Source organism: Polymorphobacter sp. PAMC 29334 (assembly GCF_019431245.1).
Taxonomy (GTDB): Bacteria; Pseudomonadota; Alphaproteobacteria; order Sphingomonadales; family Sphingomonadaceae; genus Polymorphobacter_B; species Polymorphobacter_B megasporae.
Genome location: NZ_CP080243.1, coordinates 831,566 through 853,995, shown reverse-complemented (window position 1 = coordinate 853,995; position 22,430 = coordinate 831,566). Strand labels below are relative to the sequence as shown.

The 22,430-nt window shown below is 65.4% G+C and carries 16 protein-coding genes; 12 read left to right on the top strand and 4 right to left on the bottom strand.

The window, feature by feature from the left end; genetic code table 11:
• Positions 1–11: 11 nt before the first annotated feature.
• Positions 12–1,991, bottom strand: a complete 1,980-nt coding sequence (locus KZX46_RS07875; protein WP_219776137.1) for a bifunctional diguanylate cyclase/phosphodiesterase — start codon at positions 1,989–1,991, stop codon at positions 12–14.
• Between the two features lie 254 nt (positions 1,992–2,245).
• Between KZX46_RS07875 and KZX46_RS07870 the strand changes: the two genes are divergently transcribed.
• The 4 genes from KZX46_RS07870 to KZX46_RS07855 are packed head-to-tail and all read left to right on the top strand — an operon-like array spanning position 2,246 to position 6,517.
• A complete protein-coding gene (locus KZX46_RS07870; RefSeq protein WP_219776136.1) occupies positions 2,246–3,382 on the top strand; it encodes a fumarylacetoacetate hydrolase family protein in 1,137 nt (378 codons plus the stop codon).
• Positions 3,379–4,188: an SDR family NAD(P)-dependent oxidoreductase gene (locus tag KZX46_RS07865; protein WP_370647506.1), complete on the top strand. Its 810-nt coding sequence runs from the start codon at positions 3,379–3,381 to the stop codon at positions 4,186–4,188. Before KZX46_RS07870 ends, KZX46_RS07865 begins: the two co-directional genes overlap by 4 nt.
• Positions 4,188–5,072, top strand: a complete 885-nt coding sequence (locus KZX46_RS07860; protein ID WP_219776135.1) for an SMP-30/gluconolactonase/LRE family protein — start codon at positions 4,188–4,190, stop codon at positions 5,070–5,072. The genes KZX46_RS07865 and KZX46_RS07860 overlap by 1 nt, the downstream gene beginning before the upstream one ends.
• A 35-nt stretch (positions 5,073–5,107) precedes the next feature.
• Positions 5,108–6,517, top strand: coding sequence for a sugar porter family MFS transporter (locus tag KZX46_RS07855; RefSeq protein ID WP_219776134.1), 1,410 nt, complete (start codon positions 5,108–5,110; stop codon positions 6,515–6,517).
• Between the two features lie 38 nt (positions 6,518–6,555).
• Here the strand turns inward: KZX46_RS07855 and KZX46_RS07850 are convergent, their stop codons facing one another.
• Positions 6,556–8,340 carry an IlvD/Edd family dehydratase gene (locus KZX46_RS07850; RefSeq protein WP_219776133.1) on the bottom strand — a complete coding sequence of 595 codons (1,785 nt, stop codon included), beginning with the start codon at positions 8,338–8,340 and terminating at the stop codon, positions 6,556–6,558.
• Positions 8,337–9,335, bottom strand: coding sequence for a LacI family DNA-binding transcriptional regulator (locus tag KZX46_RS07845; protein WP_255602405.1), 999 nt, complete (start codon positions 9,333–9,335; stop codon positions 8,337–8,339). The genes KZX46_RS07850 and KZX46_RS07845 overlap by 4 nt, the downstream gene beginning before the upstream one ends.
• Before the next feature lie 325 nt (positions 9,336–9,660).
• On the opposite strand from KZX46_RS07845, the gene KZX46_RS07840 reads away from it, so the two are divergent.
• Entirely contained in the window at positions 9,661–12,066 is a 2,406-nt protein-coding gene (locus tag KZX46_RS07840; RefSeq protein ID WP_219776132.1) for a glycoside hydrolase family 3 N-terminal domain-containing protein, read from the top strand.
• 4 nt (positions 12,067–12,070) lie between these two features.
• A complete protein-coding gene (locus KZX46_RS07835) occupies positions 12,071–12,991 on the top strand; it encodes a polysaccharide deacetylase family protein (protein WP_219776131.1) in 921 nt (306 codons plus the stop codon).
• A gap of 7 nt (positions 12,992–12,998) precedes the next feature.
• Here the strand turns inward: KZX46_RS07835 and KZX46_RS07830 are convergent, their stop codons facing one another.
• Positions 12,999–14,486, bottom strand: a complete 1,488-nt coding sequence (locus tag KZX46_RS07830) for a tryptophan halogenase family protein (RefSeq protein WP_219776130.1) — start codon at positions 14,484–14,486, stop codon at positions 12,999–13,001.
• Positions 14,487–14,848: 362 nt separating this feature from the next.
• Here KZX46_RS07830 and KZX46_RS07825 point away from each other — a divergent pair, with 362 nt between their 5' ends.
• The 6 genes from KZX46_RS07825 (at position 14,849) to KZX46_RS07800 (ending at position 22,360) form a co-directional block, all read left to right on the top strand.
• A complete protein-coding gene (locus tag KZX46_RS07825) occupies positions 14,849–18,052 on the top strand; it encodes a TonB-dependent receptor (RefSeq protein ID WP_219776129.1) in 3,204 nt (1,067 codons plus the stop codon).
• A 130-nt stretch (positions 18,053–18,182) separates the two neighbouring features.
• Positions 18,183–18,953, top strand: a complete 771-nt coding sequence (locus tag KZX46_RS07820) for a SapC family protein (RefSeq protein WP_226896169.1) — start codon at positions 18,183–18,185, stop codon at positions 18,951–18,953.
• Positions 18,950–19,981, top strand: a complete 1,032-nt coding sequence (locus KZX46_RS07815) for a cupin-like domain-containing protein (protein WP_219776128.1) — start codon at positions 18,950–18,952, stop codon at positions 19,979–19,981. Before KZX46_RS07820 ends, KZX46_RS07815 begins: the two co-directional genes overlap by 4 nt.
• Positions 19,982–20,043: 62 nt before the next feature.
• Positions 20,044–21,474 carry a GH1 family beta-glucosidase gene (locus KZX46_RS07810; protein ID WP_219776127.1) on the top strand — a complete coding sequence of 477 codons (1,431 nt, stop codon included), beginning with the start codon at positions 20,044–20,046 and terminating at the stop codon, positions 21,472–21,474.
• 69 nt (positions 21,475–21,543) lie between these two features.
• Positions 21,544–21,948: a 30S ribosome-binding factor RbfA gene (gene rbfA, locus KZX46_RS07805; RefSeq protein ID WP_219776126.1), complete on the top strand. Its 405-nt coding sequence runs from the start codon at positions 21,544–21,546 to the stop codon at positions 21,946–21,948.
• A gap of 28 nt (positions 21,949–21,976) precedes the next feature.
• Complete coding sequence (locus KZX46_RS07800; protein WP_219776125.1) at positions 21,977–22,360, top strand: hypothetical protein; 384 nt, start codon at positions 21,977–21,979, stop codon at positions 22,358–22,360.
• Positions 22,361–22,430 lie beyond the last annotated feature (70 nt).

Here is a 22,430-nt window from a genome sequence, read left to right as displayed (position 1 = left end):
ACCGCCGCGGTTCAGGCGACCTTGCGCGACTCGCGCTTGTTGAGAAATACGATCGAGGATTGAACCGGGAGCGTGCGCACCTGGTTGTCGGTACACGCCTGCAACGCATCGTCGGCGGTCAACGCCCGCGACAGGAAATGACCCTGAAGCTTCTGGACGCCGAGATCGCGGAGCAGGTCGTGCTGCGCGGCGCTTTCGACCATCTCGGCAGTCACCGGCGCCCCGATCGCCCGGCAAAGATGCAGCACGCCGACCAGCAGGTCATGCGCCGCCGGACTTTCGATCAACGACGCGATCAAGCTGCCGTCGAGCTTGATTCCGTCGAAGTTGATTTCGCGCAGGTAGCCGATCGAGGCATAGCCGGCGCCAAAATCGTCGAGCAGGATGCGGAGCCCGCCGCGCTGCAATGCCGATAGCGCGGCCCGTGCCGCGACGAAGTCGCTGAGCAGCGCGGTTTCGGTGACTTCGATCGACAGCCGCCCTGGCTCGAACTCAAGCTCGCTGACGATCGTCAGGATACGGCTGGCGATCGAGGGGGAGTTCAGTTCGGCGGCGCTCAGGTTGAACGACAGGCCGACGTCGGCCGGCCACGCCGACGCCGCCCGCAAGGCCATCGACAGCAAGTGCATCGTCATCTGGCTGGTGATGCCGGCCTGTTCGGCGAGCGGGATGAACTCGGCCGGCGGGATGACGCCGAGTTCGGGATGGGTCCAGCGTGCCAGCGCCTCGAACGCCATGATCCGGCCATTCGCCGCATCGACGATCGGCTGGTAATTGAGCGTGATGAGGTCGTTTTCAACAGGCGACGCAAGCGCCTGCTCGACCATGATCCGGCGTCGGGTCCGCGCCTCCATTTCCGGCTCGAAAGTATAGATGTCGGAACTATGCGCGCGTTTCGCCTCGTACATCGCGAGGTCGGCGCGATTGATCAACGACAGCGACGACGCGGCGCCCGACACATCATGCGCGAGACCGATCGATGCCCGCAGTCGAAAGACGTGGCCGCCGACGACGAACGGCTCGTCGAAGGCGTTCGCGATGCGGACGAGGCGCCGCTGCGCGTCATCCGGGCCGCCGACGTCGCGCAAAAGAACCGCGAACTCGTCGCCGCCCAGTCGCGCGATCACCGCGTCGCCCATGTCGAGCCGCTGGAAACGCTGCGCCGTTTCAACAAGCAGCTCGTCCCCGGTCCGGTGGCCATAGGTATCGTTGATGACCTTGAAGCCGTCGAGATCGACCATCCCGATCGCCAGCGCACGCGATGGCTGTACCGAGGAGGCCATTTTGAGGGCGTCGAGGAATGCCAGCCGATTGGCGAGGCCGGTCAGCGAATCGCGGTACGCGAGATCGCTGACTTTCATCTTTTCATACGCAATGTCGCTGCGCGTCTCGACCATCCGTCGAAGCTGCTGGTCCTGCCGGTAGATCATGCTGATGACGAGCGGCGACACGAGAAGGATGTTCGCCCCCATGCTCGCGAGCATCGTGTCGCCGGTCGACAGTAATGCGATCGACAGCGGAATCGTCCCGATGGCGACGACGATATACGCCGCCAGCGGCAGGCTCGACAACGAGACCGCACAGCTGATCGTGCACAGCACGGCGAACAGCGAAACATACGCCTTGGTCGCGCCGTCGCCATACGCCAGCATTGCGCCCCAGGCGCTGAGGATGATCGAAATGGCGAACGCCACCACCAGGGTCGCGGTCATCGACGAGCGCATCTGTGCTACCGTCAGGACGCGCGCCGCGGCTTGCGGCGACCAGAGGAGGATCACGCGCACGGCGATGACCCCGCAAACGACGATCGGCAAGATGTATGCAGCACTGCCGATTCGCGGGGCAGACACATAATCCAGAAACAATATGTTAATGAAGACCGCGAGGTACATCATCGGACGTTGCGGCAGCAGTGTCCGGTACTTCTCGCTCAGTAGATTGTCATCCGACTTCCAGTGAAACAGACTGTCGGTAAAGCGTTGGCGGAACATGGACGCAATCCCTGATACCGGTCCTCTTCGACTGGTCCGACCGCCGGTCCAGGGAGACTATCCTAGCGCGATCCGCCGCGGCGGTCACCATGCGGATTGTACGGTATCATAACTTCGCCGGGTCGCATGCCCACTTCGCCGCGGCGACCCTAGCGGCCATTTGCGACTGGTCGATCAGCATCGATAAAAGCAAACTTGACACTAATTTCGCCACCAGCGATGGTAGCGCTATCAATAAAAGAGCTTTGGGGATTATGGATCTGGGCATCACCGCGGACGCGCTGCCGAGCGATTGGCAGGCCGCCCGCCTCCTTGGTCGTATTGCGACCGCTGTCGGCCCGGTACCGATTCTCATCGCGGATGGGATCGTCTACGACATGACCGCCGCCGCTCCGACCGTGTCGATGCTGGTCGAGCAGCGCGTGTTGGACGAAACGCTCGGGACGAAGCTCGGAACCTTCGAGGCGCTCCACGCAGGCCTCGACCTGCTCAGCCCGATCGACCTGCACTGCGTCAAGGCTGCCGGGGTGACCTTCGCCGTTTCCGCGCTCGAACGCGTGATCGAGGAAAGCGCACGCGGCGATCCGGGCGCGGCGGCAGCGGTCAGGTCGCGGCTCGAAGGTATCATCGGCGTCGGCCTCCAGCAGGTCGTCCCTGGATCGCCCGAGGCGGCGACGCTCAAGGACCGGTTGATCGCCGACGGCATGTGGTCGCAATATCTTGAAGTCGCGATCGGCCCCGACGCCGAAGTCTTCACCAAGGCGCAGATCCTGTCGACGGTCGGCTGGGGCGCAGAGATCGGCATCCGATCGGATTCGACGTGGAATAACCCCGAACCCGAAATCGTCATGATCGCCGATTCGAGCGGCCATGCCGTCGGCGCGACGCTCGGCAATGACGTCAACCTGCGCGACTTCGAGGGTCGTTCGGCGCTGCTGCTCGGCAAGGCCAAGGACAATAATGCATCGTGTTCGATCGGGCCGTTCATCCGCCTGTTTGATGACGCTTTCTCGCTCGACGACGTCCGCCGTGCCGAGGTCAATCTGCTGATCGAGGGGACCGACGGCTACACCCTGACCGCCACCAGCAGCATGAGCCAGATCAGCCGCGACCCGACGAACTTGCTCAAGCAGACGATGAGCGAGCATCAATATCCCGACGGCTTCGCGCTGTTCCTCGGCACGATGTTCGCGCCGACCAAGGACCGCGACGAGCCGGGGCGCGGCTTCACGCATAAGGTCGGCGACCGCGTCTCGATCTCGACGCCGATGCTCGGTCGCCTCGTCAACCGCGTGACGACATCGAATCTCGCGCCGCCGTGGACGTTTGGCATCAGCCAGCTGCTCCAGAACCTCGCCGGGCGCGGCCTCCTGTCGGGATCGGGGCATTGAGCACCGCCGCCTCCGAGACGCAGGATTTGTCGGCAGCGCCTGCGGCTGGTCGCGCACGCTACCCGAGCCTTGCCGGGAAGCGCGTCGTTATTACCGGCGGCGGCAGCGGAATCGGCGAGGGACTGGTCGAGGCCTTCGTCGAACAGGGGGCCCGCGTCGCTTTCGTCGATATCGTCGACGGCCCGAGCCACGCGCTCGTCGAACGGCTGAGCAGCGACGCGGCGCATGCTCCGCTCTACCTGCGCTGCGACGTTACCGATATTGCCAGTCTCAAGACGACCTTGTCGGCGATCGAGGAGCAGCTCGGCGGGATCGACGTGCTGATCAACAACGCCGCGAGCGACGACCGACATTCGATCGCCGAGGTCACGCCCGACTATTGGGACGAGCGGATGGCGGTCAACCTGCGCCACCAGTTCTTCGCCGCGCAGGCAGTCGTCCCCGCGATGAAGCGCGCGGGCGGCGGGGTCATCCTCAACTTCGGGTCGATCAGCTGGCATCTCGCGCTCGCTGACCTCGTCCTCTACCAGACCGCGAAGGCGGCGGTCGAAGGCCTGACGCGCAGCCTCGCGCGCGACCTCGGGCGCTTCGATATCCGCGTCAACACGATCGTCCCGGGCAACGTCAAGACGCCGCGCCAGATGAAATGGTACACGCCGGAGGGCGAAGCCGAGATCGTCGCCGCGCAGTGTCTCGACGCACGGATCATGCCGGTCGACGTCGCCGCGCTGGTGCTCTTTCTAGCCTCCGACGATGCGCGCATGTGCACGAGCCACGATTATTTCGTCGACGCCGGCTGGCGCTGATGCCGTCGGGCCGCCCTGAACTGGCGTGCCGTGTCGGGGCGATGCTCGGCGAGGGCCCGGTCTGGGTGACGCGCGAACAGACGTTGTGGTTCGTCGATATCAAGGGTCATCAGGTCCACCGCTTCGATCCCGCCGACGCCGCGCTGACCAGCTGGAGTGTCGCGGCGCAGCCGGGCTGGATCCTTCCGATCAGCGGCGGCGGCTTCGCGGTCGGCATGCAATGCGGCATCGAGCGCTTCGATCCCGCCGACGGCAGCTTCGCGCCGATCGTCGTCCCCGAAGCGCACCTCCCAGGCAATCGCCTCAACGACGCCACCACCGACGCGCATGGCCGCATCTGGTTTGGCTCGATGGACGATGCCGAGGCGGCGCTGAGCGGCGCGCTCTACACGCTCGATGCGCGCGGCGTCGTCCATAGCGGACTACCCGAAGTCGCGATCACCAACGGCCCGGCGTTCTCGCCCGATGGCCGGACGCTATATCACACCGACACGCTCGGCCGGACGATCCATGCGGTCGAGGTCAACGACGACCACAGCCTCGGCGCGGCTAAGACCTTCGTCGAGATCGAAGACGGGGCGGGCTATCCCGATGGCCCGGTCGTCGACAGCGCGGGAAACGTCTGGACTGGACTGTTCGGCGGCTGGGCGGCACGCTGCTACGCGCCCGATGGCAGCCTGATCGAGACCGTGCGCCTGCCGACCGCGAATATCACCAAGATCGCGTTCGGCGGTGCCGACCTGAAAACCGCTTACGTCACGACCGCGCGCAAGGGCCTCGACGCTACGGCGCTCGCAACGCAGCCCGAAGCCGGCGACCTGTTCGCCTTCACAGTCGACGTGGCGGGGCTTCCGGCGACCGAAGCGATCGTCGCGCTGCACTGACATCGATCATAAATATAAAAACCTGAGGGGGTATCGTGGCAACCAAGACAATCGACCAAGTAAACGTCGCCTTTATCGCGCTGATCGTGGCGGTCGCGACGATTGGCGGATTCATGTTCGGCTACGATAGCGGCGTCATCAACGGCACGCAGGCCGGGCTGGAAAAAGCGTTCAACCTGTCGACGCTCGGCACCGGCTTCAACGTCGGCGCGATCCTGCTCGGCTGCGCCGCCGGCGCGTTCATCGCCGGGCGGCTCGCCGACCGGATCGGCCGCCGCACGGTGATGAAGATCGCGGCATTCCTGTTCATCATCAGCGCCTTGTGCGCCGGTGCCGCGACGTCGTCGCTGATGTTCATCCTCGCGCGCATCGTCGGCGGCCTCGGCGTCGGCGCGGCGAGCATCCTCGCGCCGGTCTACATCAGCGAGGTCGTGCCCGCAGCGGCGCGCGGCCGCCTGTCGAGCGTCCAGCAGATCATGATCATCACCGGGCTCACCGGAGCGTTCGTCGCCAACTACGTCCTCGCGCATTCGGCGGGCGGGTCGCTCGGCACCTTGTGGTTCGACCAGCCGGCATGGCGCTGGATGTTCTGGCTCCAGGTCATCCCCGCGACGATCTACTTCGTCACGCTCCTGCTCATCCCCGAAAGCCCGCGCTACCTCGTCCTCAAGGGCCGCGACGCCGAAGCCGAAGTCGTGCTGGCACGGCTGTTCGGCCCGGAGGAAGCGCCGCACAAGGTCGCCGCAATCCGGTCGAGCCTCGCCACCGACCATCATCGGCCGTCGTTTTCGGACCTGCTCGACAATACCACCGGCAAGATCCGGCCGATTGTCTGGGCCGGGATCGGGCTCGCGGTGTTCCAGCAGCTCGTCGGCATCAACATCGTCTTCTATTACGGCTCGGTGCTGTGGCAGTCGGTCGGCTTCAGCGAGAACGACGCGCTCAAGATCAATATCCTGTCGGGCAGCCTGTCGATCATCGCTTGTCTGTTCGCGATCCTCGTCATCGACAAGATCGGCCGCAAGCCGCTGCTGCTCGTCGGGTCGGCGGGCATGACGGTGGCGTTGACGATCCTAGCGGTGTGCTTCTCGACCGCGATCACGACCGGGGGGGCGCTCAAGATGAGCGACCAGACCGGGCTCATCGCGCTGGTTGCAGCGAACGCCTACGTCGTCTTCTTCAACCTGTCGTGGGGCCCCGTGATGTGGGTCATGCTCGGGGAGATGTTCCCCAACCAGATGCGCGGGTCGGCGCTCGCGGTATCGGGGCTCGCCCAATGGATGACGAACCTCGCGATCTCGGTCAGCTTCCCGTCGCTCGCAGCCGGGGTCGGCCTGCCGCTCACCTACGGCTTCTACGCGGCGAGCGCGCTCATCTCGTTCTTCTTCGTTCGCGCGCTGATCAAGGAGACGCGCGGTCGTGAGCTCGAGGACATGGTGGGCTGAGCGATTACCGGCCGAGGCGACGCCTCGGCCCGGTTGCGTCAATGATTGTGGCGTGGGGTAGTCTCGGCGACCCGGCGGTATTTAACCGCCATCTCGAGAACAGCGCCGGTCGATAGCTGGCCTGTCTTTTCCCGATACAGCTCCTCCCACGGCGTGTGGCTCGCAGGGATCGGCGGCGGGGTTTCGGCGCGACGTCGCGCGATCTCGGTGTCGTCGACCAGGGCATTGCACTCACCGGTGTTGGTATCGATGCGGATCGTGTCGCCGGTCGCGAGCCAGGCGAGGCCGCCGCCGACCGCACTTTCGGGCGAGGCATTGAGGATAGACGGGCTGTCCGACGTCCCCGACTGACGCCCGTCACCGAGCGTCGGCAGCCACGCGATACCGCGGCGGAGCAGCGCGTCGGGCGGCTGCATGTTGACCACTTCAGCCGACCCCGGCCAGCCGATCGGGCCGGCGCCGCGGATCACGAGGATGCAATTCTCGTCGATGTCGAGGGCCGGGTCGTTGATCCGGTGGTGGTAATCATCGGAGCCTTCGAAGACGATCGCGCGCGCCTCGAACACGCCTTCGGCACCCGGGCGGTTGAGGTAACGGGTGCGGAATTCCTCTGAGATCACGCTGATCTTAAGGATCGCGAAGTCGAACAGATTGCCCGACAGCGCGAGGAAGCCCGCGCGCTCCTTGAGCGGTTCGTCGAAGGCGCGAATGACCTCGCGGTCGTGGCTGTCGCGCCCGGCGATGTTATCGCCGAGGCTGTTGCCGGTGACCGTCAGGCAGTCGGTGTCGAGGTGCCCGGCCGCGGCGAGTTCGCACAATATGGCGGGGACGCCGCCAGCGCGGTGAAAACGCTCGCCGAGGAAGCGGCCTGCGGGCTGGACGTCGGCGAGCAGCGGTAGGTCGTAGCCGAACGTCGTCCAGTCGTCCGGGGTCAGCTCGACGCCGGCGTGGCGCGCCATCGCCATGACATGCGGCTGCGCGTTCGACGAGCCGCCGATCGCCGTGACGAGGCGGATCGCATTGAGGAAGCTCGCCCGGGTGAGGATTTTCGACGGGCGCAGGTCGGCGTACGCCATTTCGACGATGCGGACGCCGGTCGCATACGCCATCTGCGCGCGCTCGCGGTATGCGGCGGGGATGGCGGCGCATCCGGGCAGCGACAGCCCAAGCACCTCGGCGACGGCGTTCATCGTCGACGCGGTACCCATCGTGTTGCAGTGCCCGACCGACGGCGCGCTGTCGCTCGCGAGGTCGATGAACTCGGTTTCGCTGATCTCGCCTGCCGCGAGCTTGCGTCGCGCGCGCCAGATGACCGTGCCCGATCCGACCAGCTCGCCGTCGTGCCAGCCATCGAGCATCGGGCCGCCCGACAGCACGATCGCGGGGATATCGACGGTCGATGCCGCCATGATCCCCGACGGCGTGGTCTTGTCGCAACCGGTCGTCAGGACGACGGCGTCGATCGGGTAGCCGTAAAGGATTTCGACGAGCGCGAGATAGGCGAGGTTGCGGTCGAGCGCCGCGGTCGGGCGGCGGCAGTTCTCGAAGATCGGATGCGTCGGGAACTCCATCGGAATGCCGCCGGCGTCGCGGATGCCGTCGCGGGTGCGCTTCGCCAGTTCGAGATGGACCCGGTTGCACGGCGACAAGTCGCTGCCGCTTTGCGCGATGCCGATGATCGGGCGGCCCGAGCGGAGTTCGGGGGCGGTGATCCCGTAGTTCATGAAGCGCTCGAGGTAAAGCGCCGCCATGTCGGAGCGGCCCGGCGCATCGAACCAGTCGCGCGAGCGAAACCGCCGCACCGGCTCCTTGTCCGGCGTCATGGGCGCGACACCATGATCGACGGGCGGCGGCGCGGCGCAGCGTCGGACTGGCGGCGGATAAGCTTGAAGTCGAGTTGCAAGTGTTGCGGCTCCATCGGTTCGCCCGCGCGATACGCCCTGATTTCCTTGACGAGCAGTTCGACTGCGGCGAGCGACATGTCGGCGATCGGCTGGCGAATGGTCGTCAATTCGGGCCAGATCGTCGTCGCCAGCGCGGTGTCATCGAAGCCGCAAACGGTAAGGTCACTCGGCACGTCGATGCCGTGGCGGTGCGCCACCGCGACGGTCGCCGCCGCCATGTCGTCGTTGCTCGCGAAGATCGCCGACGGCGGGCCGTCGACCCCGATCAATTCTTCGGCGGCGTCGAGGCCCGAGCGATAGGTGAACAGCCCGTACTTGATCAGCGCGTCGGGAACGTCGAGCCCGGCGGCCGCCATCGCGTCGCGAAAGCCGGCGAGGCGCAACAGGCTCGACGGGTGCTCGCGATCGCCGACGATGAAGCCGATCCGCTGGTGGCCGAGCGAGATGATGTGCGCGGTCATCTCGTATGCCGCGCGATGGTCGTCGATGCTGAACGCCGAAAAGCCTGGCGCGGGGTGGCCGCTCGCGACCGTCACGCCGATTGCGTCGGCTGCGCGCAGGACCGACAGGACCTGCTCGGTGTCGCAGAGCGGCGGTGGCAGGACGAGGCCATCGACGCCGCCTGCGAGCAGGTGGCGCGCGGCCGCCTCGGCCTGGTCGCCGGTATCGCATTTCTCGATCACCAGCTGGATGTTGGCGCGGCTGGCATAGTCGAGCGTGCCGACAAGGAATTCGCTGAGATAGGCCGCGCTCGGGTTGCTGTAGAGCATGCCTATCTTGATCGGCTGCGCCCCGGCGAGGCTCTGCGCGGCGGGATTCGGCGAGTAATTCAGGTCGGCGATCGCGGCGTTGACCGTATCGCGGGTTGTCTGGCGAACGTTTGCCTCGCCGTTGATGACACGCGAAACCGTCATCGGCGAAACGCCGGCCTTGAGCGCGACATCGCTGATCGTTGTCGAACGGCGCTGCGGACGTCCCGGTGGTTTTGCCAAAGATCCTGCTCCCCCGATGTCGGTACGATGTTGCCTTGAGGTACGCAACGCACCCCTCGAAGGCCTCGCACCATCCACCTTTATGTTCGGCGTGCCAGCAGTCGTCGCGCGACGTCGATCGTACGATCGGATGCTGGTCAGGCCGGTCGACATTGACATGGTTTCGGCGATTGAAGCATGTTAGCGCTATCAAGAAAGGGTTGCGCTTCACGGGTCAAGCCCGGCGACGACCCGCGAGGGAGGATATATGTTTTTGCGTCCAATCCGGCGGCCCGTTCGCCTGCGATCAGGAGCGCGTCCGCGCACTGTCGGTCTCATTCTCGCTGCATCGCTCGCCCTGCCGGCGAATGCCGCTGTCGAGCGCCCGCTATACAGGGACGCGCACGCGCCGGTGGCGGCGCGGGTCGACGACCTTCTTGCCCGCATGACGCTCGCCGAAAAAGTCGCCCAGCTCGTCACCGTGTGGGAGGGCAAGGTCAAGCTGCTCGACACGCACCAGCGCCTCGATCCGGCAGCGCGCGCGACGCTGTATCCCAATGGTATCGGCGGCTTCGCACGCCCGTCCGACGCCGCCGGGGCGGTGTCGCCGCGCGTCCTTGCCGGCCGCGATGTCCGCAGCACGATCGAACTCGTCAACGACCTCCAGCGCGATGCCCTGACCCACACCCGCCTCGGCATCCCCATCCTGTTCCATGAGGAGGGCCTGCACGGGTACGCCGCGCTCGGCGCGACGAGCTTCCCGGTACCGATCGCCCTGGCGTCGAGCTGGGACCCCGATCTGGTCCGGCGAACGAACGTCGTCACCGCGCGCGAAATGTCGGCGCGCGGCGTGACGCAAGCGCTTTCGCCGGTCGTCGACATCGCCCGCGACCCGCGCTGGGGGCGGATCGAGGAGACCTTCGGCGAGGACCCCTATCTTGTCGGCGAACTCGGCGTCGCCGCGATCGAGGGGCTCGAAGGCGTCGGCAAGCCGCAGATGCTCGCACCGGGCAAAGTCTTCGCGACGCTTAAGCACCTGACCGGACACGGCCAGCCCGAGAGCGGCACCAATACCGGACCGGCGCCGATCTCCGAGCGCGAGCTGCGCGAAAACTTCTTCCCGCCATTCGAGCAGGCGATCGCGCGCGCCGGACCCGGGGCGGTGATGCCGTCGTACAACGAGATCGACGGCGTCCCTAGCCACGCGAGCAAGTGGCTGCTCCAAACCGTCCTGCGCGGCGAATGGGGCTTCACCGGCGCGATCGTCAGCGATTATTCCGCAATCGACCAGATTGCCGACCTCCACCACATCGCCCCCGACCATCAGGCTGCGGCGATTATCGCGCTCTCGGCCGGGGTCGACAGCGACCTGCCCGACGGCAACAGCTACAAAACCCTTGCTGCGTCGGTCGCGGCGAACCGCGTGTCGGTCGCGCTGATTGACGACGCGGTCCGCAAGATGCTCGAGATCAAGTTCCGCGCCGGCCTGTTCGAGCATCCGTACGCCGACGCCAAGGCCGCCGTCGCGGTGACCAACAACGCCGATGCGCGCGCGCTCGCCAGGGTCGCGGCGGCGCGGTCGATGGTGCTACTCAAGAATGACGGGACGTTGCCGTTGGCGCTGCCGTCGCTTGGCGCTGCGGTTCCGGTCATCGCGGTGATCGGGCCGAACGCCGCGGTCGCCCGGCTGGGCGGCTATTACGGCCAGCCGCCGGTGACGGTGTCGCTGCTCGACGGGATCAAGGCGAAGGTCGGATCGCGCGCCAGGATCGTCACATCGCTCGGGGTCAAAATCACCGAGAACGACGACTGGTGGGAGGACAAGGTCACCCTCGCCGACCCCGCCGAGAATGCGAAGCGGATCGCCGCTGCGGTCGACGTTGCGCGCGGGGCCGACACGATCGTGCTCGCGATCGGCGACACCGAGCAGACCAGCCGCGAAGGCTGGGCCGACAATCACCTCGGCGACCGCGCCAGCATCGACCTCGTCGGCGAGCAGCAGGCGCTGTTCAACGCATTGAAGGCGCTCGGCAAGCCGATCGTCGTCGTGATGATCAACGGCCGCCCGCTCGCGATCAACCGCGTCGCCGAGCAGGCGAACGCTGTCGTCGAGGGATGGTATCTCGGCGAGCAAGGCGGCACAGCGCTCGCCGACGCGTTGTTCGGTGACGTCAATCCCGGTGGCAAGCTGCCGGTGACGATCGCGCGCTCGGTCGGGCAGCTGCCGATGTTCTATAACTACAAGCCGTCGGCGCACCGCGGCTATCTGTTCAGCGACAAGACCCCGTTGTTCCCGTTCGGCTTCGGCCTGAGCTACACCACCTTCGCGGTCGGCGAACCGCGGCTGTCGACGCCGACGATCCGGCCCGACGGCACGGTCGATGTCAGCGTCGAGGTCCGCAATACCGGCGCGCGCGCGGGCGACGAGGTCGTCCAGCTGTACGTCCATGACAAGGTCCCGTCGGTGACGCGCCCGGTCAAGGAACTGAAGGCGTTCGAGCGCGTGACGCTCCAGCCGGGCGAAGCGCGAACGGTCAAGTTCACCCTCGACCATCGCGCGTTCGAACTGTGGAACCTCGAGATGAAGCGCGTCGTCGAACCCGGCGAGTTCGAGATCATGGCGGGCAACAGCTCGGTCGCTTTGAAATCGGCGACGCTGACGATCGCGCGCTGAGGCAATGAGTCGGCGGCGGTTTCTCCCGGCGATCGCCGCCCTGATCGCCATCGGCGCGGCGAGCGCCCAGGCGCGTCCGTCGATCGCGATCACCTTCGACGATCTCCCGGCGCACGGCCCGTTGCCGATCGGGACGACGCGCCTCGCCATCGTCGGGGACATCGTCGCCGCGCTCAAAGCCTCGCGGGTCGGCGAGGTCTACGGCTTCGTCAACGGCGTGCTGACCGAGCGCGAGAACGACATGCCGGTGCTGCAATTGTGGCGCGACGCGGGGCTACCGATCGGCAACCACGGCTGGTCGCACCTCAATCTCGACGAGGTTGGCGCACCTGCAGCGAGCGCCGACATCGTCCGCAACGAGTCACTGGTCGCCGCACTCGCCGGCACCACCGACTGGCACTGGTTCCGCTACCCGTATCTCGCCGAGGGTCGCGACCCGGCGGCGCGGCTCGCGCTGCGACATGAGCTGACCGCGCGCGGCTACCGCATCGCCGCGGTGACGATGAGCTTCGACGACTATTTGTGGAATCCGCCGTACGCGCGCTGCCTCGCGAGCCACGACGCCGGAGCGATCACGCAGCTCGAAACGAGCTATCTGACCGCCGCCGCCAACGCCGCCGACGAAGCCCGCGCCAATGCAAAGGCCGTGTACGGTCGCGACATCCCGTATGTCCTACTGATGCACGCTGGCGCGTTCGACGCGAAGATGCTGCCGCGCCTGCTTGCGCTTTACCGTCAGAAGAATTTCGCCTTCACGACGCTGGCGAAGGCCGAGGCCGACCCAGCTTATGCCGCGGACGGCGATCCGTCGCTGCCGCCGGTCGCCACGATCCGCGACCGCGTGCTGGCGGCCGGAAAGACACCGGCACCGCGGACCGACATCGCCCCGGTCCTCGCCGCCTTTTGCCCGACACCACCGAGCTGACGCCGGCTCACGCCGCCGCGCAATAGCGCGCAATGAAGGCATCGTGGGCGGGTGTCGCAGCGACCGTCGCGGCAATGCCCTTCCTGAGATCTCCCAGCGCCTGCCCCAGCTCACCGGGCTTGAGCAATTCGGCGACGCGGTGCCAGTCGCGCGGCATCAGCCCCTGGCCGAGCATTACGGAAACCCACGAATCGACGCGGAATAGGTCCTCACCACCCTGATAGGCCATCGCCGATTCGCGGAACAAGGCGATCCGCTCGGCAAGCGAATCGGGAATCGGCATATCGCGGCAACGCCGCCAGAACGCCGTGTCGGCGCGCTCCGACTGTTTATAATGCAAGATCACGAAGTCGCGGACGCCCTGCCATTCGCGCGCGGACTGGGCGTTGTAGCGGTCGGCGAGCGCGGCGGTCGTCCCGGCGAACGGGAACAGCTGGATCAGCCGCGTCACCGCGACATGAATCAGATGGATGCTCGTCGACTCGAGCGGTTCGACGAACCCCGAGGCGAGCCCGAGCGCGATGCAGTTACGCGACCAACTGCTCGTTCGCATCCCGGTCCGGTACCGGATCGGCCGCGGATCGAACAACGGCCGCCCGTCGATCGAGCCGAGCAGCCGCGCCACCGCTTCGTCCTCCGAAAGGAAATCGCTCGCATAGACCAGGCCGTTGCCGACGCGGGTCTGCAGCGGAATCTTCCACCGCCACCCCTCGCCGTGCGCGATCGCCCGCGTGTACGGCACCGCCGGCCCGGTGCTTTCGGTCTGCACCGCAAGCGCACGGTCGGTCGCGATCCACTCGCCCCAGTCCTCGAATTTCACGCCGAGGGTCTCACCGATCAACAGCGCCCGAAATCCAGTGCAGTCGATGAAGAGGTCGCCTTCGATTCGCTCGCCCGATTCGAGCTCGAGCGCGACGATCTCTCCGCTTTCGGCGTCGACCGGCACGCTGCGGATCTTGCCCTCGACCCGGCGGACGCCCGCGGCTTCGGCGAGCGAGCGGAGGAAGCGCGCATAGCCTCCGGCATCAAGGTGATACGCATAGGCCAAGGGCGGCTTGCCATCGCGCGTGAAGCGGCTGGCGAGCGCCGCGTTCTGCTCGAGCGAGAAATCACCATAGTCGGCGTTGGTCAGGCCCTGCCGTCGCGCCTCAAGCCAGAAATGCTGGAAGTCGCCCATCCACACCGAACGGCCGACCGATCCGAACGGGTGAAAATAGCGGGTGCCGTCATGTCCCCAGTTCTCGAACGATATCCCCAGTTTAAACGTCGCCTGCGACGCGCGCATGAAGGCGTCTTCATAGATGCCGAGCAATTCGTGGAAGCTGCGCGCAGTCGGGATCGTCGATTCGCCGACGCCGATCGTCCCGATCTCCTCCGATTCGACGAGCGTGACCGAGATCAGCGGACCGAGCTGCTTGACCAGCGCCGCCGCTGCGATCCACCCCGCCGTTCCGCCGCCCGCAATAACGACGCGCTCGACCCGCTTGCCCTGCATATCCGCCTCCCCATCGGTCCGCTCACGAGACCTTCGCGCTTCCTCCGTCGATCTCGATCGATCGGCGGGAGCGATACATCGAGCGTAGTGGATATAGACGCGTCGTGGGTAGCGCTATCGCCATACGACTTTTATCCCGCGCTGCGGCATTTCGAACGATTTGCATTTCCGCGCTTCAGGGTTCGTCAAACCGCGCTTTGAACCCGTATGCGATATTTTTACCACGCTTGGGATTGAATCAGAGCGTCAAAGTGCAGCTATGCGCAACGATCGCCATTCTCGATTGACACCCCCAACCGGTATGTTACCGCTCCCATCAAGAATAGCTGGCCACGCAATGCGCCGCTCTAGGGGGAGTTGATATGAATATCCGAATCTACGCGACTAATCTTGTTCGTTCGTCATCGACGATCGCAATCGCGGCATGTCTGACACTGCCGGCGCATCTATCCGCGCAAGCGACCAATGCCCCGTCGGCGGGTGCAGAAGCCACGAATGCTCAGCCTGGTCCCACGGTCGTCCCGGGCGTTGCTCCGGCGGCGGACGAAATCATCGTCACCGGCATCCGCGCCTCGCTCGAGCGGTCGATCGCGATCAAGCGCGAGTCGACCGGCATTGTCGACGCAATTTCGTCCGAGGACATCGGCAAATTCCCCGACACCAACCTCGCCGAATCGCTTCAGCGCATCACCGGCGTCTCGATCAGCCGGCGCAGCGGCGAAGGCGCCGAAGTCACCGTTCGCGGTTTCGGGCCGCAGTATAACCTCGTCACGCTCAACGGCCGCCAGCTCGCCGCCACCTCGCAGCAGACCGTCGGCGGCGACGAAAGCGCCGACTTCTCGCGCAACACCAGCCGCTCGTTCGACTTCTCGAACCTCGCTGCGGAAGGCGTCAAGACGCTCGAAGTCTACAAGACCGGCCGCGCCGCAATCCCGTCGGGCGGCATCGGCGCAACCATCAACGTCGTCACCCGCACCCCGCTCGATGCTCGCGAAAGCGGCTTCACCGGGTCGATCGGCGGCAAGGCGACATACGACATGAGCAGCGACGACTGCATCAGCTGCGGCTCGCATGTCACTCCGGAGTTCTCGGGCGTCGGCGGCTGGACCAACGAAGCCGGGACGTTCGGCGTTTCAGTGTTCGGCAGCTATCAGAAGCGCAACTTCAGCAACATCAGCGCGACGTCGAACGGCTGGAATATCACCACCTATTCGCAGTTCATCGATCCCGCGAGCGGCAACGTCAATGCCGCCACCAAGATCACCAACGCACCAACCGACCCGAATTCGCTCGTCGCTCGTCCGAACGACCTGCGCTACCACTTCGGCGAAGGCACGCGCGAACGGATCAACGGTCAGGGAACGATCGAGTTCAAGCCGAGCGACAGGCTCGACCTCAGCGTCGACGGCCTCTACGCGCAGAACATCCAGAAGGAACGCCGGTCGGATCAGTCGAACTGGTTCAACCGTCCGTTCGACCAGGTTACCTTTGACAGCGGTCACTCGGTTGCGACGACGACCTTCCTCCACGAGGTCATCTCGGGCGAGACCAAGGACGCCGGTTTCGAGCAGCAGTATCGCGCCCAGAAGGAGGCGCTGTACGACTTTGGTGCCAAGGCGAAGTGGGACGTCACCGATACCTTCCACCTCGTCCTCGATGGCCATATCGGCCAATCGAAGAGCACGCCGGACAATCCCAACGGAATGAGCTCGACACTCGTGTCGATCAGCTCGCCGACGCTCGCATCGCACTCGGTCGATTATAGCAACGGCTTCCCGGTCCAGACGGTCGTGTTCGCCGATCCGGCGACGGCGACCGCATCGCATCCGGTGATCAAGGGTAACGGCAACGGCGTGCTCGACACCGGCGACCTCGGCAGCCAGGTCGCCCGTCAGGTCGCGACCACCCTGTCGCAGGACATCAAGGAACTCCGGCTCGATGCAGGCTGGGATATCGGCGGGGGCAGCCGACTCGATTTCGGCGGCGATTACCGCACGACCAAGACTCGCTCGACGCAGACGCAATATCAGCAAACGCTCGGCGACTGGGGCAACGTTAATCCGCGCGACGTCAACGCGATTGCACCCGGCCAGGTTCAGGCATTCTGCCTCGTTTGCCGCTTTGCCGACAACAACCCCAAGGCAACCGGCGATGGCCTGACCGCGTTCCGGACAGAAGACGCGACAAAATTATACAATGCGCTCTCGAGCTATTATCTGGCGCACGGCAATCCGAACCCAATCAATGCTTTCGTCGACGATCGGGTCAAGGAGGACATCTGGGCAGCTTACGGCCAGTTCACCTGGAAGGGTGAGATCGGCGACCACGCCGCCAGCCTCGTCACCGGTGCGCGGTTCGAAAGCACGCGGGTCCGGTCGAATTCGCTTCAGGCCGTGCCGCTCGACATTCGCTGGCAGTCGGACAACGACTTCATCGTCGATGTCTCGCCCAACTATCAGCCGGTCGCTGCATCGGGTCGGTACAACAACCTGCTGCCGTCGATGGACTTCCAGTTCGAGATCAAGCGCAACCTGATCAGCCGCTTCTCGTTCAGCAAGACGATTTCACGTCCGAGCTACGGCAATCTGTTCGCATCGGGTTCGGCCGGCCAGCCGAACGACGCGACCGCAGTCGGCGGTCAGGCCACTGGAACGGCGAACGATGCCAACCTCCAGCCGCTGACCTCCGACAACTTCGACCTGTCGCTCGAATGGTACTTCAAGCCCGACAGCTATGTGTCGATCGGCTTCTTCGATAAGCGGGTGCACAACTTTATCGGTAACTCCGTCGTCAAGAAGAACCTCTTCGGACTTCGCGATCCGAGCTCGGGCGCTGCCGGCAGCCGCTCAGGCACTGCGAAAGCCGCACTGACGACGATTGGTGCCGATGTTACCGACGTCAACCTGTTCACCTACACCGCGCTGCTCCAGCAGAACAACGGCAACGCCGCTGCGGCCAACGCGGCCTTCCTCGCCAACTACAACGTCGGGGCGCGGGCGCTCAACCAGGCGTTCGTCGACCAGATCATCGGTGCCGTCGACATTGTCGCCGATCCCAACGACCCGCTGTTCCAGTTCAACGTCAATACGCCGGTCAACAATAAGGACGCCGAAGTCTATGGTGTCGAGGTTGCTGGTCAGTACTTCTTCGGCAACAGCGGCATCGGCGTCGCAGCGGCGTACACCCTCGTTCGTGGTAACGTCGGCATCAACATCGCCGCCGATCCGAACGTCGATCAGTTCGCGCTGCTCGGCCTGAGCGATACGTTCAACGCGACACTGATCTACGACAAGAACGGCGTCTCGGCCCGGTTGAGCTACAACTGGCGGGATCGGTACCTGTCGGGTCTCAACCGCGACGCCTACCACAACCCCGAGTTCACCGCGCCTTACGGTCAGCTCGACTTCAACCTCAGCTACGACATCACCCCGCACATCGCGGTGTCGCTCGAAGCGATCAACCTCAACAAGGAAGGCGTAAAGACCTACGCTCGCTCGCCGAACGAAATCTGGCTCGTCCAGGAAGGCCAGCGCCGCTTCCTGCTGGGTGCCCGCTACCGCTTCTAACGGCCAGAGTGACGGGGTCGCGAGCAATCGCGGCCCCGCGCGCTTTGCTCCACGTTGTGCAAAAGCAGCTTCCGGGTCATTCTTGGGACCTGGCGTCGGCGAGCGACCCATCGGAGAGATTGCCGTCGCAATGACCACGACGACCAGCCCCACAACCGCCCCGGGCCCCATGACCAACATCGTCAGGCTCAACAACATCGATCACGCCGGGCTTCGGGTGATCACCGCGCGTGGTGCCGAGTGGGGCGATGCGGTCAACCAGATCCCCGTCTTCCCAACCGAGTTCGAGGCGGTCCAGCGCGATTTTCCGATCGTCCTTCACCGCACGCCCGACGGGGCTTGGGAAGCGCTCGCGCTGCTCGGACTCGACCGCTACGAAAATCTATTCCTCGACGGCGACCGCTGGATCGCACGCTACATCCCCGCCCTGCTCGACCGCGGCCCATTTTCGATCGGCGTTCATACCGGACCGGATGGTCAGCGCGAGCCAATGGTCCATATCGATCTCGCCCACCAGCGGATCGTGCGCGACGGCAGCGTCACGCCAGCGGGGGAGCCATTATTTCTGCCGCACGGTGGAAACGCCCCGTACCTCGAGCGGATACAGGACGCCCTCCAGGTCATCCATACCGGCTATCTCGCGCAGTCCGCGATGTTCGGGGCGCTGGCCGACGCGGGGCTGATCGAGCCGGTCCGCATCGAGATCCAGCTCGACGAGACGTTGCGCTACGATCTCGTCGACTTCCATACGGTCGGCATCGAGGCGCTCGCCCGGCTCAGCGGCGCGGCGCTTGAAAGCCTGCACCGTCAGGGTCTCCTCGCCGCCGCCGTGCACATCGCCTCGTCGCTCGGCAACGTGTCGCGGCTGATCGCGCTCAAGAATGCCAAGCGAGCCGGATGATCACGATCGCCCGCCGTACCCGCGTTGTCGAGGCATCGACGCTTGAGGGCGATGGCATCGACGCGCTGCTGGCGTCGCCTTATCCGTCAATTGTGAGGGGACTGGCCGAGGCATGGCCGCTCGTCCAACGCGGCAGGGAGTCGGCGGGTGCCGCTATTGAATATCTGTCGACCTTCGCCGGACCGGCGCAGGTTGTCGGCTACACCGGCGCGCCGTCGATCGGAGGGCGGTTCTTCTACAACGCCGCGCTCGACGGCTTCAACTTCGCCCGAGAGCGAACCGGTCTAGGGGACTACCTCAACCGTATTCGCATGCACCTCGACGATCCCGGGGCACCGTCGATGTACATCGGCTCGACCGACATCGCCGCCTATCTTCCGGGTTTCGGCAACGACAACCCGCTGCCGTTTGCCAGCGCGACGCTCGACGCCCACGAGCCGATGGCGAGCATCTGGATCGGCAATCGGACGATCGCGTCGGCGCATTGGGACATGTCGAACAACATCGCCGTCTGCGCGGCGGGACGGCGGCGCTTTAGCCTGTTCCCGCCCGACCAGGCGGCAAACCTCTACCCCGGGCCAATCGAGCCGACCCCCGGGGGCCAGATCGTCAGCATGGTCGACTTCGACGCCCCCGACTTCGACCAGCACCCCGGCTTTCGCGACGCACTGGCAGCGGCGCAGGTCGCCGACCTCGGGCCGGGCGATGTACTGATCTACCCGGCATTGTGGTGGCATCAGGTCGAGGCGCTCGACCCGTTTAACGTGCTGGTCAATTATTGGTGGAACGACGCCCAGCCGTTCATGGACAATCCGATGACGACTTTGCTCCATGCGATGTTGTCGCTGCGCAACCGTCCGCTCGCCGAGAAACAGGCGTGGAAGTCGTTGTTCGACTATTACGTCTTCGGCTCGGCGGAGCTGGCGCGTGCCCACTTGCCGCCACACGTACAGGGGCCGCTCGCCGAACCCGATGACCGCGAAGCTCGCCGCTTGCGCGCACAAATTCTCCAGCGGATCAGCCGCTGAGGGCATACGACCGATCGAACGACGAAGCGAGCGCTCGACGCCGCCAACTTGGGAGGACTGACATGCACCGCCGCGACGTCATGAAGGCCGGATTCACCGCTGGAGGCGCGCTCGCCGCCGCCGCCGCAACCCCGGCGCTCGCCGCGCCACCGCGCCCCGCTGACCTGAAATTTCCCGACGGATTCGTCTGGGGCTGCGCGACCGCGAGCTACCAGATCGAAGGCGCGGTTGCGGAAGACGGGCGCGGCGCGACCAACTGGGATGTGTTCTCGCACACCCCGGGGCGCGTCGCGAACAACGATACCGGCGACGTCGCCTGCGACAGTTATCACCGCTACCGCGAGGACATCGGTCTGCTCAAGGCGCTCGGCGTCAAGGCGTATCGCCTGTCGATCGCGTGGTCGCGGATTTTCCCCGACGGCCGTGGTAGCCCCAATCCGAAGGGCGTCGATTATTATAATCGCGTGGTCGATGGCCTGCTTGAGGCGGGGATCACGCCGTACGTCACGATGTTCCACTGGGACCTGCCGCAGGCGCTTCCGGGCGGATGGCAGTCGCGCGACACTGCCTTGGCCTTCGCCGACTACGCGGGCTTCACGGCAGGCAAATTATGCGATCGCGTCGACCATTTCATGACGGTCAACGAATTACGCTGCTTCACCGATCTCGGGCATCAGGAAGGCAAGCACGCCCCGGGGCTGCGGCTCGGACCGGCAGCGGTCAATCAGGTCCGGCATCACGGTGTGCTGGCGCATGGGCTCGGCGTCCAGGCGATCCGGGCGCACGGCAACGCGAAGACGCAGGTCGGGCTCGCCGACAACACCAACTTCTACGTGCCGGTGATCGAGACGCCCGAGCATATCGAGGCGGCAAAGCACGCGGTCCGGCGCGAAAACGCGATGTTCCTGACTGCGGTCATGGAAGGCAAATACCTCGACAGCTATCTCGCCGAACAAGGCGCGGCGGCCCCCAAGGTCGAGCCCGGCGACATGGCGGCGATCGGCAGCCCGCTCGATTTCGTCGCGCTCAACGTCTACGCGCCGAGCTACGTTCGCGCCGACGACTCGCCGCAGGGCTATGCGATCCTGCCGCATCTGAAGTCGTCGCCGCGGATGGCATCGCCTTGGCTATATGTCGGCCCCGAGGTTGCCTATTGGGCGGTCCGTAATGTCAGCGAACTGTGGAAGCCGAAGGCGCTGTACATCTCCGAGAACGGCTGTTCGGCCGACGACCCGGTGACCAACGGCGTCGTCTACGACTCCGACCGCATCATGTACCTGCGGAACTATCTGACCGAATTCCGTCGCGCGGCGGTCGAGGGCTATCCGCTCAAGGGCTATTTCCTGTGGAGCCTGATGGACAATTTCGAATGGGCGGACGGCTATGGGCTGCGTTTCGGGATCCACCACGTCGATTTCGCGACGCAGAAGCGGACGCCGAAGCTGAGCGCGGCGTGGTATCGTGAACTCATCCGGCGAAACGAACTCGTCTGATCGCGCGACCCTTGCGGCGCTCGCGTCGCAAGGGTCGCGCGCGGGGCGCTTTGTTGCTAAGCTTGACCGATGAAACCCGCACAAGACGAGAAGGGCAAATCGGTCCGGCTGCTGCGCATCGGCGAGCAGGTGCGCCACGCGATGGCGGCGCTGCTCGCCCGGCGCGAGATCCGCAACCCAGTGCTCGAAAACACGATCATCTCGGTCAGCGAGGTCCGGGTCACTCCCGACCTGCGGCAGGCGATCGTCTTCGTTCACCCGCTCGGCGGCCCAGGGCTAAAAGTCGACGAGGCGGCGGTGCTCGCGGCGCTCAAGGAGAACAGCCGCTGGCTGCGCGGCGAGATCGCCAAGACGCTGGCGACGAAGTACACCCCCGACCTGACCTTCCGCCTCGACGAGAGCTTCGACGCGGGGGCAAAGATCGACGCGATCCTGCGGTCGCCGCACGTCGCGCGCGACCTCAACAGGCCATAGCTGGATCAACCAACCCGGGGAGATCACGATGATGCGCATATTATTCGTCGGCCAGGATCCCGACACGGTCGATTTTTCCGACCCCGCCCTGCCGCCCGGCTTCGATGCCGAGAAGATCAAGGCTGGCATCGCGCTCGGCATCAGCAAGATCGAGGAGCGCGGCTGGCAGGTCGATCCGTGCATGGTTCGTCCCGACGATAGCGCTGGTCCAATGATTGAAAAGCAGCTGGCGTCGGCGATTTATGATTGCGTCGTCATCGGCGGCGGTCTGCGCATTCCGCCGAAAAGCCTGTTGCTGTTCGAGGCTGTCGTCAACGCGGTCCACAAAGGCGCGTCGAACGCAGTGATCGCCTTCAACACGCGTCCCGAAGACACCGCCGACGCTGCGGCGCGGCGGCTTGGGCTCGGCTGAGCGCGGCGGCGATCGCGCCAACCGCTTAGCCGGTTGCGTTCCGGTATGGCACCGACGTAGGTGCCGGATC